Here is a 16,720-nt window from a genome sequence, read left to right as displayed (position 1 = left end):
AAGAGAATGCAGGCAGCAGAAAAGAGAATGCTCCTGCCATTAGAAATCCGTTAATTTTTTCATCATTTTTTTTCAACATATCTAAAACAGATTCTTATTTAGTAATAATATTGGTTTAAAATATATTTTAAGAGGGAACTTTTGCAAAAGTAGAATATTTTTTTATTCTGCCTAGAATATTTTATTGATTTTCAGATAAACTTATAGCTTAAATGTTTTGAACTAATACTGAAAAAATTAAATTTGCAGACTTGATTTCATAATGTAATGCATCGTTTCTTTATATTTTTATATTATCTGATTTCTAAAAACAAGCTTCTTTCAGCAATTCTTGCTTTAGGAATAGCTGTAATATGTGGTGTTTTTGCTTCAAAAATTAACTTTGAAGAGGATATCAACCAGATAATCCCTAAAAATGAAAAGTCCGATCTTACCGCAAAAGTCCTTAAACAGCTCAATTTTTCAGATAAGATCATTGTGATTATAGAGAACAAATCCAATGAGGACAGCTTTCAGCTTTCTGAAACGGCTGATAATTTTCTGCAAAAGATGGAACCTCTGAAAAAATATATAGGTTCTGTCCAGGGAAAGGTGAACGACAGTGAAATCTCGGAAACATTTGATTTTGTCAACCAAAATCTGCCTCTTTTCCTTGATGAAAATGATTACAGGGAAATTGAAAGGAAACTTCAAAAAGACAGTATATCCAAGCAGGTAGAGAATAATTATGTTTCTCTGGTCTCACCGACAAGTCTTGTAACAAAGGAATTCATCAAAAAAGATCCTTTGGGAATTACTTACTTAGGAATCAAAAAACTGAATGCTTTAAACATCAGCAAAGATTTCAAGCTTGAAGACAATTATATAGTCACAAAAGACGGGAAAAACCTTTTGCTTTTCATAGATCCTAAAAATGAAAGCAATAACACCAAAAGCAACGAAGCTTTCATCAATCAGCTCAACCAGATAAAAGACAGCATCAATAAACAGTTTAAAGGAAAAACAGAGCTTAGTTATTTCGGCTCTCCGATAATTGCCGTGGCCAATGCCCAGCAGATAAAAAAAGATATTCAAAATACGGTCATGATCTCCATGGCGGTACTTCTGGTCCTCCTCATCTATTATTTCAGGAATTTCTTTACTCCGATTATCGTATTTCTCCCGACTGTATTTTCGGTATTGCTGGCCCTGCTGATCCTTTATTTTATAAAAGACAGAATTTCAGCTATTTCCTTGAGTGTAGGTGCCATCCTTATCGGAATCACCATAGATTATGCGCTCCATATTCTTACCCATTACAAGCACAACAATAATATAGAAGAGCTGTACAAAGAGATCACACAACCGATTATACTGAGCAGTGCCACAACTGCTGTCTCTTTTTTATGTCTAGTATTTGTACGTTCTGAAGCGCTGAAAGATCTCGGTCTCTTTGCCGCAATTACAGTTATTTTCTCTTCCATTACTGCACTGATCATTGTACCTCAGCTTTATAAGCCCAAGCAGGAAAAGGGTAAGCACAGCATTAATTTTATCGACAGGATAGGTTCTTATCCATATGAAAAGAACAAACCTCTGATCATAGGCTGCTCTATCATTATTATTGCCTGTCTGTTCGGTTTCCGGCATGTGGGCTTCAATGAGGACATTGGTGACCTCAATTATATTCCGAAAGACTTAAAAATAAGCGAGGCCAAACTTCAGAAACTTTCTGATATCACTTCAAAATCCATTTACACTATTTCTTATGGGGACTCGGAGGAAGAGGCACTGGCAAGAAATTCGCGGCTGAGCAACTTTCTTGAGAAGGAAAAACAGCAAGGAAAAATCCTGAGCTATAATTCACTGGGAAATATTGTCCTTTCTGAAAAAGATCAGAAACAAAGGATCGAAATATGGAATAAATTCTGGGATGGAAATAAAAAGGAGCGTACTGTTTCTGAACTGGTAAACAGCGGAAATCAATTTGGATTCAACAGCAATGCTTTTGACAATTTCAATGAAATTTTAAATAAGAGCTATACAACATTAAGCCTCAAAGATTATGAGAAAGTAAAAGCATTACAGATCTCGGAATTCCTGAGCAATGAAAACGGATTTTATACGGTCTCCAATGTTGTAAAAGTAGATGAGAAGAAAAGAGACACCTTCATAAAAGACGTTGAGAAGAACCACGATGCTCTCGCCATTGACCGCCAGCAAATGAATGAGAACTTTTTGGGTCTGTTGAAAAGAGATTTCAGTACGCTGATCAACTATTCTCTTCTGGCCATTATCCTGACCATTATTGTTTTCTTCAGAAATTTTGAGCTTACTGTTCTCACCATGTTCCCTATTGTATTAACAGGAATCGTAACGGCGGGGATTCTTTATTTCTTAGGATTAGAACTAAATATTTTCAGTACGGTAGTCTGTACACTGGTTTTTGGAGTTGGGGATGATTTCAGCATTTTCCTGACCCAGGCCATGCAAAAGGAGCATACAACCGGTAAAAATGAGCTTCCAACTTACAGAACGTCTATTATTCTTGCCGTTTTCACAACTATTCTATCAATAGGTTCTTTGATCTTTGCAAAACATCCGGCATTACATTCACTGGCATTGGTCGCCCTTATCGGGATGTTCTCTGTGATTATCATTACCTCCACGCTGTATCCGTTCTGGTTCAGATTATTAATCACAAACAGAGCAAAAAAAGGACTTTCTCCTATTACTTTCAGACTGTTCTTACGATGCATCATATCATTCTTTTATTATGGTTTGGGAGGATTCGTTTTTTCACTGATCGGAAGTGTATTTATCAAAAGATCAAAAGGAAAAACTTTAGATATTATTAAATTAATTTTAGCTAAATTTTTAACATCTGTATTGTATATTACTCCCTTTGTAAAGAAAAGAGTTATTGGAAACCCTGCGGAAGATTTCAGCAGACCGGCAGTGATTATCGCCAATCACAATTCTTTCCTGGATACACTTGCTATTGCAATGGCGACTCATAAAATCATCTATCTGGTCAATGACTGGGTATATGACTCTCCTGTTTTTGGAAGATTGGTAAGAGCACTTGGCTTTTATCCGGTTTCTAAGGGAATAGAGAACGGGATGGAAAAACTAAAAGAAAAAATTGAACAGGGATATTCCCTCGTTGTTTTCCCCGAAGCAGAACGATCTTATACGAACGATGTGAAAAGGTTCCACAAAGGAGCATTTTATCTTGCAGAACAGTTCGGACTTGATATTCTCCCTCTGTACATTCACGGAAATTCCGAAGTATTGCCAAAAGGAGACTTCATTATCTATGACGGAAGCATTACCGTAAAAGTAGGGAAAAGAATCAGCAAAGATGATCTGAGTTTCGGAAAAAACTATTCTGAAAGAACAAAAAAAATCAATGCGTACTTCAGACAGGAATTTGCAAAACTGCGACATGAGCTGGAAGACGAAAATTATTTCAGGAAAAAATTATTCTTAAGCTACCTCTATAAAGACAGTGAAGTGGTAAAAGAAGTAAAAGATGATTTTAATGCCCATAAATCTGTTTATTTTGAATTGAACAAACATATTCCGAAGGATGCATCCATCCTGCATATCGCAGATGATTTCGGACAGAAGGATATTCTGCTTACCCTTTATCAGGCAGAAAGAAGAATTTTCTCTTTCATTGAAAATGATGAAAGAAGACAAACGGCAAGACAGACTTATTTGGTTAAAAGAAGAAAGCTGAATTATATTAATAATCTTTCGGAAATCAATAAAAATATTGATGTACTGCTGGTTTCAGATCATAATTTTGATATCAGTACACTGAATGAACTTCCTGAGAGAATTATATTCCTGAACACGGCATCCAAAGAGCTAAACAATCCAGATTATTCACAGGAGTTTAATTCACAGGCAATAAAAATATTCAAAAAACAGTAAATAAATATGAAAAGCATATTTTTGTAACCGCTAAAGAATATTAATGAAAAAAAACATACTCATCATTTATTATTCGCAAACCGGCCAGCTGGAGGATATTGTGAAGAACATGGCCCAACCTTTTGAAGCTAAAAAGGAGGAATATGACGTTACCTATTATAATATACAGCTGAAGGAAGACTTTCCTTTTCCTTGGCCGGGCGACGTTTTTTTCAATACATTTCCTGAATCTTACCTTCAGATTCCGAAAGAGATCTTCCCGCCTTCTGATGAGGTCCTGAATAAAAAGTACGACCTTATTTTATTCGGCTATCAGGTTTGGTATCTTACGCCATCTATTCCCATCATTTCATTCCTAAAGAGTGGTTTTGCAGAAAAGATCATGAAAGATACAGATGTAGTTACAATTTCAGGAACCAGAAATATGTGGATGCTTTCTCAGGAAAAGCTTAAGGTATATTTAAAAAATCTTGGCGCAAAACTGGTAGGAAATATTGCTTTAGTGGATAGGCATGACAATTACACAAGTGTACTGACGATCTTACGCTGGCTGACTACAGGGCAGAAAGAAAAATCAGGAATGCTTCCTGCCGCCGGGATTTCGGATGAAGAAATTTCGGGCTCTGTAAAGTACGGAAACATTATAGAAAAGCATTTCAGCAACGGAAGCTTATCCGGCCTTCAGCCTGATCTGGTAAAGAATGGCGCTGTAGAGATCCGTCCTTTTTTAGTAAGAGTAGAAAAAGTAGGCAACAAGATCTTCACCGTATGGTCTAATCTCATTATTAAGAAAAAAGAGAAACGTCCATTGCTGATAAAATTCTTTAAGGTATATTTGATGGCTGCGATATGGATTATTTCACCTGTCGTCTTAGTTTTACACTTACTGACAACCCCTATATTTTGGTCTAAAAGACAAAAACAAAAAACATATTTACAAGGAATTAATTTAAAATAGAATGTACGACGTATTTATAACAAAAGCATCAACATACTTACCTAATAACCCGGTATCAAATGATGAAATGGAGACTTATCTTGGTCTGATAAATGGCGCTCCCTCTAAAGCAAAATCATTGATTTTAAGAAATAACAAGATCACAACAAGATACTATGCTTTGGATAAAGAAGGAAATCCTACCCATACCAATGCACAGATCACAGCCAAAGCTGTTGAAGGATTGTTTGATGAAAACTTCAAAAAAGAAGATATGAAGCTATTGTCCGTTGGAACCACTTCTCCGGATCAGATGCAGCCTTCACATGCTTCTATGGTTCATGGTGAGCTGAATATTGGAAAATCTATTGAAATTAATACCGCTACAGGTCTCTGCAACTCAGGAATGAACGCCCTGAACTACGGATTCCTTTCCGTAAAGGCTGGTGTACAGGATAACGCTATTTGTGCAGGCTCAGAAAGAATGTCTGCATGGATGACTGCAGATAAATTCAATCATGAAGCAGAAAACTTAAAATTACTGGAAGAAAGACCAATTGTTGCCTTCAAAAGAGAATTCCTGAGATGGATGCTTTCTGACGGCGCCGGTGCATTCCTTCTCGAAAATAAGCCCCGAGAAAACGGAATTAATTTAAAAATAGAATTCATTGATTTTTATTCTTACGCTCATGAAATTGAAGCTTGTATGTATGCCGGATGCGATAAGCAGGAAGACGGAAGCCTTAAATCATGGGCAGATTACCCTTCTGATGAATGGCTGAAAGAATCAATCTTTGCTATTAAGCAGGACACCAAAATCCTGGACAAATATATTCTTGTAAAAGGAGCAGAAAGCTTAAGATCTTCTTTTGATAAGCATAACCTGGATCCTGAAAAAATAGACCATGTTCTGGCGCATATTTCTTCAGGCTATTTTAAAGATGGTTTAAAAGACGAATTCGCTAAAAAAGGCATGGACTTCCCTACAGAGAAATGGTTCTATAACCTTTCTGAAGTAGGAAACATCGGTGCAGGTTCTATTTTCATCGCTCTGGAAGAATTAATGAATTCCGGAACGTTGAAAAAAGGAGAAAAAGTATTGTTATGTGTTCCTGAAAGTGGAAGATTTGCCTACTCTTGTGCCCTATTAACGGTTTGCTAATGAAACACCAACTGCCGACATCTGATCAGGATTTTGTGGGAAGCCTTATCCCACAGCGTTTTCCGTTTGTCATGGTTCATGAGCTTACAGAATACTCTGATGATCATCTTGTTTCAGGTTTTGAAATAAAAGAAGATAATATTTTTATCCAAGACGGGACATTCCAGGCTTCCGGCCTTATCGAGCATCAGGCACAGAGTGTTGCTTTACACACAGGTTATAAATATTACCTGTTAGGAAAAGACGCCCCTACCGGATATATCGGAGCCATTAAATCTTTTGAAGCTGAAACCTTGCCAAAAACAGGTGATCTGCTGATCTCGGAAGTATCGATCCTTAATGAGGTGATGGGGGTAACACTGGTGGATATTGTCACGAAACTGAATGGCTCGATCATTGCAAAATCCCAAATGAAAACTGCTGTAAAATAAATGTAATGGAAATCAAGGAAGAGCACCTTATCAATATACATAACTTTCTGCCGCACCGGGAACCGATGCTGATGGCAGATTATATCCTGGAATTGACCAAAGAAAAGGTTGTGACTTCCTTTGAAATAAAAGAAGATAATATCTTTGTCCACAACAACGAGTTGGCAGAAGCCGGCCTGATTGAAAACCTTGCCCAGACCTGCTCATCCATTCTCGGACAGAGCTTCTTTGAAAATCCTTCTGCAGACACCAAGGTGATCGGCTTTATTACCAATATCAAAAAAATTGAGCTGTTTGCGCTTCCCAAAACGGGAGATAAAATTATTTCGAAAGCTTCGCTGATCTCGCAGTATGAAAATATTTGCAATATCTTCTGTGAGACTTTTAATAATGATGAATTATTGATCAGGGCGGAGATCAATCTGTTTATTCAGGAAGTGAAATCTTAAGAATACATTTCAATGAAAATATACAACCGTACGATTACCGTGCGGTTTTTCTTTTTTAGCCCCGATTCGTGAAAAAGTTGTCTTGTTTATGTTTTTTAACCACGGATTGCACAGATGATTATGAAGGAGGGAAGCTGGAGCTTGGGAGAGGAAAGTTATTCAAGAAGTCTCAGAATAACTCTAAGCCAGTTTTATTGTTCTTTTAACCTATCTCATCAATTTGTATAATAAACTATCATACATTGAAATCCTGCCAGTAACTTCCAGCCCCCATCTTCCCTCTTCCCTCCCAAATATTTAATAACCCTTTATTTTCGATATATTTGATAAAAATAATATTATGAGTGTAAAGGTAAGATTCTATTCGTATGACATTGAATTCGATTTTGAAAATTCCGTTGAGTTTCCGATTGCTCCACAGGTTGGTGATGAAGTGAATCTTATTTCATTTTTTAAGTACCGGACTTCCGAAAGACTGGAATATGTTAATAATATGGAAGATCTTTATCTCTACGAAAATGCTGTCGTTTCAGAACGCACATGGTGTAATGATTTTGAGAAAACAGAAATATATTTGCTGGTGAAGCTGAATTACACCAAGAGGAAATAAAGCTGCCTTTCAGATTAGTTTAAACAAAAAAGCAGAGCATCACTGCCCCGCTTAAAAAATTGGTTTCATAAAGGTTAGTACCCGAAGATCTCTTCAAGAGATACCTCCTGGAATGTTCCCATTTTATTGATGGATTCCATATTCAGGTTTTCTTTCTTGCCTATGATCGCTGTATTGTATTTTACAGGCTTGATATCAGCCTCGTAGAAGCTTGTAAGCTGTGGCAGCGTCAGCCCCTGAATTTCAGAATAAATATCTTTTCTGATATCATAATCAACACCAAGCTTTTTCAGTGCCATCTGATTAAAGAATATATTCGTTCTATTGATTCTGTTGGATGCAATCTGCTTCAATGCAGAACCTTTTGAATTCTCAAACTGTGCGGGAATCTGTGGCAGGGATGCCATAAGATCATTCATTGCATTTACAGCCAGAGGAAGCTTATTCGCCTGAGTTCCGATATAATTCGTGATATAGTTCGCATGTCCTTTCTCTGTTGCGTTCGCATAAGAAACATACGCAGAATAAGCCAGTGACTTACTTTCTCTGATTTCCTGGAAGACGATAGAAGACAGTCCTCTTCCGAAATATTCGTTGAAAACATTCGCTTTTCCGAAATTACTCAAGTTCACATTCCCTCCTTTGGCTACTTTAGACATTTCCATCTGAACCATGTCATAGTTTGTAAAATATACTTTTCCTTCTGCAGCAGGCTCCGGATATTCCTTAGCTTTTGCCGGCTGAACAGTGGTTTCTGCAATATATGGTTTAACCGCCTTTTCTAAACCTGACTGATCCTGTCCGTAAAGGAATATCTCATATGGAGACTGGTTCAGTACTTTAATTTTCTTAGTCAGTTCCGTTGCATCAATGCTCTCAAGACGTTCTTTGGAAACAATATCCGTCATTCTGGAATTCTTACCGTATTTAGCATAGTTCGTAAGAGCAGCCATGATTCTTGTCTTATCCTTTTTACCGGCTTCTCTTGCCTCCAATATGGTTTTTACGGTCTTTGCGTAGGTCTCTTTGTCTGCTTTTACATTCGTAAGCCAGTGGTTCATCAGTTCAGTGCCTTTCTTCATATTGGCCTCAAGACCACTCAGTGTAATGATCACCTGATCGTTGGACGTTCTGAAGCTGTAAGAGATTCCCAGTTTATAGAATTCACCTTTCAGTTGCTCAGGAGTATATTTATCCGTTCCAAGATATTCAAAAAGAGTTACCGCGATTGGAAGTTCCTTATCATTATCCGTTCCGAAAGGGAATATATAGCTGATCTGTGCTACGTCATTATACTTATTCTTTACAAAGCTTACCTTCTTATCTTTAATCTGAGAAGTCTGGATCGCTGCTTTATAATCGATAAATTCCGGCTTGATCTCAGATACTTTACTGCTTAAGATCTCTTTAAGGAAAGGTGACTGCGCTTCTCTGTTCAGCTTGATCGGGGTAATACCCGGATTCTGTACGCGAACCAGCTTATCATTCACTCCTTTTTCTTTGTAAACAACTACATAGTTATCTTTGAAAAACTCGTTTGCAAACTTAACAACATCTACCTTTGATATTTTTTCATACTGATTAATATCGTCTAATTCCTCCTGCCATGTTTTCTCATTGATATAAGTACCATATAGGGTCGTTGCCAGTCCGTCAGCAGTTTCCCACGACTTCATACGCTGTACTTTCTTGTCATTGACGATTGCTTTCAGCATCCAATCCGGAAACTGCCCTTTTTTCACTAAATCCAACTGATCTAACAATAGTTTTTTAGCATCATCAAAGCTCTGTCCGTCTTTCGGAGTTACCGACATCGTAAAAGCACCATACGTTTTAAAGGCCGATTCGTAAGCTCCCGCACCTAATACCTTTTGCGTTTGGTTTATATTAAGGTCGATAAGACCGGCATCACCTCTGTTACTTAAAATTTCTGCAACCACATCTGCTAATCTTGCATTCTGAGTTCCATTGGAATCTGATCTCCATGCCAGCGTCATTCTCGGTGTACTCGGGCTTTTTACCGTTCTCGCCACAATGCTTTCCATCGGCTGTTCAGATACCATTTTTTTCATCGGCAGCTCTTTGTACTTGAAAGCTCCAAAATACTGATCTACCAGTTTAATGGTTTTATCAAAATCCAGGTCTCCTACCAAAACAACAGCCATATTATTAGGCACGTAATATGTATCAAAATACTTATGAATAGCAACCATTGACGGGCTTTTCAGGTGTTCTGAAGTCCCGATCGTGGTCTGCTGTCCGTTCGGATGCTTTGGAAAAAGAGCCTCCATCATGGCATAGTTCACAAGACGGCCGTCGTTATCCTGGGCTCTGTTATATTCTTCATACACAGCTTCCAGTTCGGTATGGAAAAGACGCAATACCAGTTCTGAGAAACGTTCTTTTTCCACTTTCAGCCATTTTTCAAGCTCGTTGGATGGAATATTATTTTTATAAACCGTTTCATCTAACCAGGTGTGGGCATTCGTTCCCGTTGCTCCTAATGAAGAAATCGCTTTGTCATATTCATTGGCAATTGCATACTTGGAAGCTTCCTGAGAAACCTCATCTATTTTCTTGTAGAGCAATTTTTTCTTTTCAGGATCCTTTTCAGCTTTATGCTGCTCGTAAAGGTCAGAGATCTGTTGAAGCAATACTTTCTCCTTTGCCCAGTCCTGAGTTCCCAGGTGAGAAGTTCCTTTAAAAACCATATGCTCAAGGTAATGCGCCAGACCTGTATTGTCGCTAGGGTCGTTATTAGATCCCGTTCTTACCGGAATATAAGTCTGAATTCTCGGGGCATCATCATTCTTTGCCAGATAAACCTTCAGTCCGTTTTTCAAAGTATACACTCTCACACCGGACTGGTCATTCTTAACAGTTTCGTAAGTATATCCCTGGCTGTCCGTCACCTTTTGAGTATCAAATTTCTGCGCCATTGCATGCAGCATGCAGAAAAGTGAAACAGAAATAAAAAATTTCTTCATAAGTCTTATTTATTTAAATCAAATTTCAGTAGAATCTTATAAGTCTACTTTCATCATGCACTTGTTACAGCAAACGGCAGATTATGACTTTTTATGTTAAAATTTGAATTTATCTTTAAATAAAGCCCGTTTCGGCATTATAATTTAATATGATTTACATATAATGTATTTTCACTATTTTAGCCAACTGATTAAAAAGAATAATACGGTTTACATGAAAAAACAAGACCTGCCCCAGGATGAGAGCAATCTGAAGTCAGCAAACATGACCGAAGTCTTGTATGTGACGGACGAAAATGACAATTATACAACGGCCAACAGCATTGGATGGGAAGCTAAAAAAGCAGCCCTCGAAGAATCCATGGAGCTTATTCATGAAAGAATTGAAGAGGCCAGACACAATGTGGCCAATAATTTAGTAAGTCCTATTATTTATTTCATGGAACTGAATAAGATGGATCTGGGTGTTCTCGCTTCCTATGTCGGGATGTGGCAGTGGAGAGTGAAAAGACATGCAAAACCAAAAGTATTTAAAACACTAAACCAATCCGTACTGAAAAAATATGCAGATGCATTTGGAATTTCAGTGGATGAATTAAAAAACTTTGACGGAAAATAATAAAGAAATGAAGCATAAATATATGCAGAATTTCATTTCGCCAATGAAAAAGAGAAAAGCAGCAAATGAAACTTAACTTCGAACACCATCAGACCGCGCATTGCGAAAACGGTGTCGCCTCCAATCTGTTACTTAATAAAGGCTTAAAACTCAGCGAACCTATGATCTTTGGGATTGGTTCCGGACTGTTTTTTGTCTATCTGCCGTTTCTGAAAGTGAATTTCGCTCCGGGCTTCAGCTACAGACCGATGCCGGGTGCTATTTTCAGCAAAGCAGCAAAAAGATTGGGCATTAAAATCAAAAGAGAAAAATTTTCCAATCCTAAAGAAGCACAGTCCGCTTTAGAAAGAAACTTAAATCAGAATATCCCTACAGGACTTCAGGTAGGTGTCTTTAACCTTACCTATTTCCCTGAAGAATATAAATTCCACTTCAATGCCCACAATCTTGTGGTATATGGAAAAGAGGACGGAAAATTCCTGATCAGCGATCCGGTAATGGATTATACCACTACCCTATCAGAAGCTGAGCTGGAAAAGGTAAGATATGCCAAAGGTGCACTGCCCCCAAAAGGACATATGTACTACCCGACCTACATTCCAGAAAATGTGAATATTGAAGAAGCTATAAAAAAAGGAATAAAAGATACCTGCAAAAATATGCTGGCTCCGGTTCCTCTTATTGGCGTAAAAGCCATGAGATGGGTAGCCAGAAGCATCCCGAAATGGGCTGAAAAGAAAGGAACTAAGGTCACCAACCACTATCTGGGCCAGCTGATCAGAATGCAGGAAGAGATTGGCACCGGCGGAGGCGGATTCCGGTTTATTTATGGTGCATTTCTTCAGGAAGCATCAGTAATTCTTAAAAATGGTGAATTAAAAGAACTTTCAAAAGAAATTACCGCCATCGGAGATTTATGGAGAGATTTTGCCGTGGATATTGCCCGTGTTTATAAAAACAGGAACTCGAAAAGCGATATTTACAACAACCTTTCAAAATCCATGCTTCATATTGCTGATCTGGAAGAGGCTTTTTATAAAAAACTGAGAAAAGCGATCTGATATGGCAGAGAATATGATTGAGATTAAAAATCTCTATAAAAAATATAAAAACTCCGAAGAGTTTTCTGTCAACGACATCTCGCTGAATATAGAAAAAAACGAGATCTATGGAATTCTTGGGCCGAACGGAGCAGGAAAAACCACCTTGATCTCTATGCTTTCCGGATTGATCAAACCTACTTCAGGACAATTTACGATCAATGGATTATCTCCTCAGAAGGACAGCTTTAAGATCAAACAGATCATTGGTATTGTGCCTCAGGAATATGCCCTCTATCCGACTCTTACCGCTAAAGAAAACTTAATGTTTTATGGAAGCCTGTATGGCTTAAAGCACAAAGAGCTTAAGAAAGTGATCGATGAATCCCTAGAGATTATGGGACTTTCAAAATTCGCAGATAAACAGGTAGAACAGTTTTCCGGAGGAATGAAACGCCGCTGCAACCTTATCGCGGGAACACTTCACAATCCAAAAGTTTTGTTTCTGGATGAGCCGACTGTAGGTGTTGATGTTCAGTCGAAAAAGGTGATCATCGATTTCCTGCAGGAACTGAATAAAAATGGAACGTGCATTATATACACCTCCCACCATCTTTCCGAAGCGGAAGAATTCTGTACCAAGATCGCTATTATCGACAGAGGAAGAATCCATGCCATAGGAACACCGGAAGAACTGGTGTCACAAATCGCAAACGCTGAAAACCTGGAAGACGTTTTCATATCATTAACAGGAAAAGAACTAAGAGATGTTGTTGTATAAACTTTGGAGAAGCTTCGTGAAGGAAATCCTTCTTCTGAAGAGAGATATCGGTGGAATTGTCATTATTTTCGTCATGCCGTTGCTGTTAATTGTAACGATTACTTTAATTCAGGATTCTACTTTCAAAAATCTGGAAGGTTCAAAAATCCCGATCATTTTCATTGACAATGACAAATCTGAAGTCTCAAAAAGTATAAAACAGGAACTGGAAACCAGTAAAACATTCCAGCTGCTGACAAATTACACCGAAAAGTCAGCACAGGACGCCGTCTTTTCCGGAGATTACCAGATGGCTATCGTCATTCCTGAAAATTTAACGAAAGATTTAAATTCAAACATAGATTCCAAGGTGCAGACGATCGTAAGCTCTTTTGGCCTGGAAGGAGATTCTGCAGCCGTTAAAAAAACAGCTGTGAAAGCAAAAGAAATTCATCTGTACTTTGACCCGGCCACCAACGCCGGATTCAAAAATTCAGTCATGAATTCTGTGAATAAAATGGTCTTTGAGATCGAAAACAAAAAGATCTATAAAGCATTTCAGGATCAGCTGGGAACTGAAGAGAACCTTGAAGAAAACAAAAACCTCATCAGCTTCAAGGAGATCACACCGAAAAAAGGAGCCATGGACATAATGCCGAATTCTGTTCAGCACAATGTTCCGGCATGGACTCTTTTTGCCATCTTTTTTATTGTAGTACCACTTTCCATCAATTTAGTCAAGGAAAAAAGTCAAGGCACCAGCGTAAGAGCAAGGATCAGCCCAACTCCTTATTTTGTTCATATTTTAGGAAAAACATTCACCTACCTTATCATCTGTATCATCCAGTTTTTACTGATGGTAGCCGTAGGAATTTATCTTTTCCCATACATGGATCTTCCGGCATTTGATGTCTCTGGAAAGATGTTCCAGCTTATTGTGGTAACTTTATTTTCAGGGCTGGCAGCGATCGGTTTTGGTGTTTTATTGGGAACCATTGCAGATACCCAGGAACAGTCTGCCCCTTTTGGAGCAACATCAGTGGTGGTTCTCGCCGCGATCGGAGGAATATGGGTTCCCGTATTTTTAATGCCTGAATTTATGCAGACCGTGGCGAAATTTTCCCCGATGAACTGGGGATTGAACGCCTACTACGATATTATTTTAAGAAACAGCGGTATCGCAGGAATTGCCAAAGAACTCGCATTACTGTTTGCATTCTATATTGCCATGGTAGCTATTTCTATTTTTTACGAAAGAAAACAAAATGCAGTCTAAAGAAAACATATTAACCTGTACGGAAGAAGTAAGGGTAAGATTCAATGAGACAGATCCGCTGGGCATTGTCTGGCATGGGCATTACATTGTATATTTTGAAGACGGAAGAGAAGCTTTCGGAAGAGAACATGGCCTGACCTATCTTGATATACAGAGAGAAGGCTATGTGACACCTATCGTAAAAAGTACATGTGAGCACTTTCTTCCTCTAAAATATGGGGAAACATTCAGGATCGTGACCACTTTTGTCAATTCAGTATCTGCAAAACTGATCTATACCTACGAAATTTTCAACCAGAATGATCAATTGGTGTGCAGCGGAGAGACCATCCAGGTATTCTTAGACAGCAACGGAAGCTTATGTTTGTATAATCCTGAGTTTTTTCAGGCATGGAAAGATAAAATGGGATTATAATGAAGAAAGAAATTTATATTACAGACTACAACTGTATCACTCCTATAGGCTTTGATGTTTCTTCCAACTGGAACCATCTTGTGGAAGGAAAACCAGGCGTAGCATTACATAAAGTCATAGAAAACCAGGAGGCTTTTTACGCCTCAATTATAAATACTGAAAAGCTGGAGGAAGAATTTAAAAGTAATTTCGACAGCCCGGATTTTACAAGGCTGGAAAAAATGTTTCTTCTAAGCTTAAAACCTTTGGTTGAAAAACATGAAATTACAGAAGAAACCGCTTTTATTTTATCAACAACCAAAGGAAATATCAGTTTATTAAAAAACCAATCGGAAGTACCGGAAGGCGCTTATCTTTCAAAATTAGCACAAAAAATTGCTGATTATTTCGGATTTAAAACAAAACCTATCGTTGTTTCCAATGCCTGCGTGTCAGGAGTAATGGCTATTGCCGTTGCCAAAAATATGATCCAGGCAGGGAAATATAAAAATGCTTTTGTGATTGCCGGCGATGAGGTTTCAGAGTTTGTCATTTCCGGATTCAATTCTTTCCAGGCTATCGGAACAGAACCTTGTAAACCTTACGATAAAAACAGAAACGGAATTAATATTGGAGAAGCCACAGCAGCGGTTTATATTACTTCTATCTTGAACGAAAACGAAAAGCTTAGGTTTAAAATCTCAGGAGATTCCGCAGTAAATGATGCCAATCATATTTCCGGACCTTCCAGAACAGGAGACGGGCTGTATGCAAGCATCAAGAATTCAATGACAGAAGCCAATGTTAACCCGGAACAGATTGATTTTATTTCTGCCCACGGAACCGCTACCATTTATAATGACGAAATGGAAGCCATAGCTTTCAACAGAATGGAACTTCAAACTGTTCCCTTGAACAGTATGAAGGGATATTACGGACACTGTCTTGGCGCATCGGGACTTTTGGAAAGCATTATTTCCATGGAAATTGCCCGGCATGGACTGCTGATTCCTTCTAAAAACTTTAAAGAAATGGGAGTTTCCCAACCTTTGAATATCATTAAAGAAAACCAGTCTGCAACTATTCAGTATATTTTAAAAACAGCTTCAGGATTCGGAGGATGTAATGCGGCAATAGTTCTAGAAAAATGTTAAAATGAAAGGGATGAAGAAAACTGAAAGCTGTATCATAGAACATTCAAAAATAACCGTCAACGGGAATGCTGTTTTTGAAAGCCGGAGCGAAACATTTCATGACTTTGCCAAAGATGCCTATAAAAGTTTAGAGCTCAATTATCCCAAGTTCCACAAAATGGATAATCTGAGTAAGCTTGCTTTTCTTGCTGCAGAAATGGTTTTAAAAAATGAAGACCATAACACAACAGCGGTAGTTCTTGCCAACCGGTCATCCAGTCTGGATACGGATTTTAAATACCAGGAAAGTATCAACTCACAGGAAAATTATTTCCCGAGTCCTGCCGTATTTGTTTACACCTTACCTAACATCTGCGTAGGCGAGATCAGCATTAAACATAAAATGCAGACAGAGAATGCTTTTTTCATTTTGGATGAATTTGACGAGACATTTTTAAATGATTATGCAGAACAGATCCTGCTGTCCGGAAAAGCGGAAAAAGTTCTCTGTGGCTGGACAGAACTTTATCAGGATAATTATAAAGCTTTTGTATATTTGCTAACCTTATAAAAAATGTAATAACATAAATGTAACAATATAACAGTCTAGCAATGTAACAATCCTTACAATCTGATCATTGTTACACTGGTAAATTGATAAATTGCTACATTAATTAAAATAATTATGGAAAACTTAAAAACAGAATTGAAGCACAAAATTATTGAAGTCCTTAACCTTGAAGATGTTTCTGTAGAAGAAATCAAAGATACAGATCCCTTATTCGGTGGTGGTTTGGGCCTTGATTCTATTGATGCTCTGGAACTTATTGTTCTGCTTGATAAAGATTACGGGATAAAATTAGCCGATCCTAAAAAAGGAAAAGAAATCTTCCAGTCTATCGATACAATGGCTGCATTCATTGAAGAGAACAGAACAAAATAATATATTTAATCTAGCAATGTATCAATTTACCAGTATAACAATATTGGTAAACTGGTAA

Annotated in this window: 15 protein-coding genes; 14 read left to right on the top strand and 1 reads right to left on the bottom strand. The window is 37.9% G+C overall.

Annotation, left to right across the window (positions count from 1 at the left end; translation table 11 throughout):
- Window positions 1-267: 267 nt before the first annotated feature.
- The 6 genes from DRF61_RS15615 (at window position 268) to DRF61_RS15590 (ending at window position 7,510) form a co-directional block, all read left to right on the top strand.
- Window positions 268-3,921, top strand: coding sequence for an MMPL family transporter (locus DRF61_RS15615; RefSeq protein WP_111958685.1), 3,654 nt, complete (start codon window positions 268-270; stop codon window positions 3,919-3,921).
- A gap of 43 nt (window positions 3,922-3,964) precedes the next feature.
- Window positions 3,965-4,879, top strand: a complete 915-nt coding sequence (locus DRF61_RS15610) for an EVE domain-containing protein (protein WP_111958683.1) — start codon at window positions 3,965-3,967, stop codon at window positions 4,877-4,879.
- Window position 4,880: 1 nt separating this feature from the next.
- Window positions 4,881-6,020: a dialkylresorcinol biosynthesis protein DarB gene (gene darB / locus DRF61_RS15605; protein WP_111958681.1), complete on the top strand. Its 1,140-nt coding sequence runs from the start codon at window positions 4,881-4,883 to the stop codon at window positions 6,018-6,020.
- Window positions 6,020-6,451, top strand: a complete 432-nt coding sequence (locus DRF61_RS15600; RefSeq protein WP_111958679.1) for a hotdog family protein — start codon at window positions 6,020-6,022, stop codon at window positions 6,449-6,451. The genes darB and DRF61_RS15600 overlap by 1 nt, the downstream gene beginning before the upstream one ends.
- A 5-nt stretch (window positions 6,452-6,456) precedes the next feature.
- Window positions 6,457-6,900, top strand: coding sequence for a hotdog family protein (locus DRF61_RS15595; RefSeq protein WP_111958677.1), 444 nt, complete (start codon window positions 6,457-6,459; stop codon window positions 6,898-6,900).
- 340 nt (window positions 6,901-7,240) lie between these two features.
- Window positions 7,241-7,510, top strand: a complete 270-nt coding sequence (locus DRF61_RS15590) for a hypothetical protein (RefSeq protein ID WP_111958675.1) — start codon at window positions 7,241-7,243, stop codon at window positions 7,508-7,510.
- A gap of 74 nt (window positions 7,511-7,584) precedes the next feature.
- Here the strand turns inward: DRF61_RS15590 and DRF61_RS15585 are convergent, their stop codons facing one another.
- Complete coding sequence (locus tag DRF61_RS15585; RefSeq protein WP_111958673.1) at window positions 7,585-10,497, bottom strand: M16 family metallopeptidase; 2,913 nt, start codon at window positions 10,495-10,497, stop codon at window positions 7,585-7,587.
- 214 nt (window positions 10,498-10,711) lie between these two features.
- On the opposite strand from DRF61_RS15585, the gene DarG reads away from it, so the two are divergent.
- The 8 genes from DarG (at window position 10,712) to DRF61_RS15545 (ending at window position 16,662) form a co-directional block, all read left to right on the top strand.
- Entirely contained in the window at window positions 10,712-11,116 is a 405-nt protein-coding gene (gene DarG / locus DRF61_RS15580; protein WP_111958727.1) for a flexirubin biosynthesis protein DarG, read from the top strand.
- A 65-nt stretch (window positions 11,117-11,181) separates the two neighbouring features.
- Window positions 11,182-12,177, top strand: a complete 996-nt coding sequence (gene darH, locus DRF61_RS15575) for a BtrH-related acyltransferase DarH (RefSeq protein ID WP_111958671.1) — start codon at window positions 11,182-11,184, stop codon at window positions 12,175-12,177.
- A 1-nt stretch (window position 12,178) separates the two neighbouring features.
- Entirely contained in the window at window positions 12,179-12,937 is a 759-nt protein-coding gene (locus DRF61_RS15570) for an ABC transporter ATP-binding protein (protein WP_111958669.1), read from the top strand.
- The gene (locus tag DRF61_RS15565; RefSeq protein WP_111958667.1) at window positions 12,924-14,192 is read left to right on the top strand and encodes an ABC transporter permease; all 1,269 of its coding nucleotides are present in this window, start codon (window positions 12,924-12,926) and stop codon (window positions 14,190-14,192) included. The genes DRF61_RS15570 and DRF61_RS15565 overlap by 14 nt, the downstream gene beginning before the upstream one ends.
- A complete protein-coding gene (locus DRF61_RS15560; protein WP_111958665.1) occupies window positions 14,182-14,607 on the top strand; it encodes an acyl-CoA thioesterase in 426 nt (141 codons plus the stop codon). Before DRF61_RS15565 ends, DRF61_RS15560 begins: the two co-directional genes overlap by 11 nt.
- Window positions 14,607-15,740 carry a beta-ketoacyl synthase N-terminal-like domain-containing protein gene (locus DRF61_RS15555; RefSeq protein WP_111958663.1) on the top strand — a complete coding sequence of 378 codons (1,134 nt, stop codon included), beginning with the start codon at window positions 14,607-14,609 and terminating at the stop codon, window positions 15,738-15,740. Before DRF61_RS15560 ends, DRF61_RS15555 begins: the two co-directional genes overlap by 1 nt.
- A gap of 10 nt (window positions 15,741-15,750) precedes the next feature.
- The gene (locus tag DRF61_RS15550; RefSeq protein ID WP_111958725.1) at window positions 15,751-16,290 is read left to right on the top strand and encodes a 3-oxoacyl-ACP synthase; all 540 of its coding nucleotides are present in this window, start codon (window positions 15,751-15,753) and stop codon (window positions 16,288-16,290) included.
- A 114-nt stretch (window positions 16,291-16,404) separates the two neighbouring features.
- Window positions 16,405-16,662 carry a phosphopantetheine-binding protein gene (locus DRF61_RS15545; RefSeq protein ID WP_111958661.1) on the top strand — a complete coding sequence of 86 codons (258 nt, stop codon included), beginning with the start codon at window positions 16,405-16,407 and terminating at the stop codon, window positions 16,660-16,662.
- Window positions 16,663-16,720 lie beyond the last annotated feature (58 nt).

The organism is Chryseobacterium lathyri (assembly GCF_003290185.1).
GTDB classification, from domain to species: Bacteria; Bacteroidota; Bacteroidia; order Flavobacteriales; family Weeksellaceae; genus Chryseobacterium; species Chryseobacterium lathyri.
The sequence above is the reverse complement of the archived record's forward strand: the minus strand, read 5'-3'. Positions and strand labels throughout refer to the sequence as shown.

Bases quoted from the DNA above. Each gene is read 5' to 3' on its own strand.
- DRF61_RS15545 (WP_111958661.1), top strand. From the start codon at position 16,405: ATGGAAAACTTAAAAACAGAATTGAAGCACAAAATTATTGAAGTCCTT.
- DRF61_RS15560 (WP_111958665.1), top strand. From the start codon at position 14,182: ATGCAGTCTAAAGAAAACATATTAACCTGTACGGAAGAAGTAAGGGTA.
- DRF61_RS15590 (WP_111958675.1), top strand. From the start codon at position 7,241: ATGAGTGTAAAGGTAAGATTCTATTCGTATGACATTGAATTCGATTTT.
- DRF61_RS15550 (WP_111958725.1), top strand. From the start codon at position 15,751: ATGAAGAAAACTGAAAGCTGTATCATAGAACATTCAAAAATAACCGTC.
- DRF61_RS15585 (WP_111958673.1), bottom strand. From the start codon at position 10,497: ATGAAGAAATTTTTTATTTCTGTTTCACTTTTCTGCATGCTGCATGCA.
- DRF61_RS15610 (WP_111958683.1), top strand. From the start codon at position 3,965: ATGAAAAAAAACATACTCATCATTTATTATTCGCAAACCGGCCAGCTG.
- DRF61_RS15570 (WP_111958669.1), top strand. From the start codon at position 12,179: ATGGCAGAGAATATGATTGAGATTAAAAATCTCTATAAAAAATATAAA.
- darB (WP_111958681.1), top strand. From the start codon at position 4,881: ATGTACGACGTATTTATAACAAAAGCATCAACATACTTACCTAATAAC.
- DRF61_RS15615 (WP_111958685.1), top strand. From the start codon at position 268: ATGCATCGTTTCTTTATATTTTTATATTATCTGATTTCTAAAAACAAG.
- DRF61_RS15595 (WP_111958677.1), top strand. From the start codon at position 6,457: ATGGAAATCAAGGAAGAGCACCTTATCAATATACATAACTTTCTGCCG.
- darH (WP_111958671.1), top strand. From the start codon at position 11,182: ATGAAACTTAACTTCGAACACCATCAGACCGCGCATTGCGAAAACGGT.
- DRF61_RS15600 (WP_111958679.1), top strand. From the start codon at position 6,020: ATGAAACACCAACTGCCGACATCTGATCAGGATTTTGTGGGAAGCCTT.
- DarG (WP_111958727.1), top strand. From the start codon at position 10,712: ATGAAAAAACAAGACCTGCCCCAGGATGAGAGCAATCTGAAGTCAGCA.
- DRF61_RS15565 (WP_111958667.1), top strand. From the start codon at position 12,924: ATGTTGTTGTATAAACTTTGGAGAAGCTTCGTGAAGGAAATCCTTCTT.
- DRF61_RS15555 (WP_111958663.1), top strand. From the start codon at position 14,607: ATGAAGAAAGAAATTTATATTACAGACTACAACTGTATCACTCCTATA.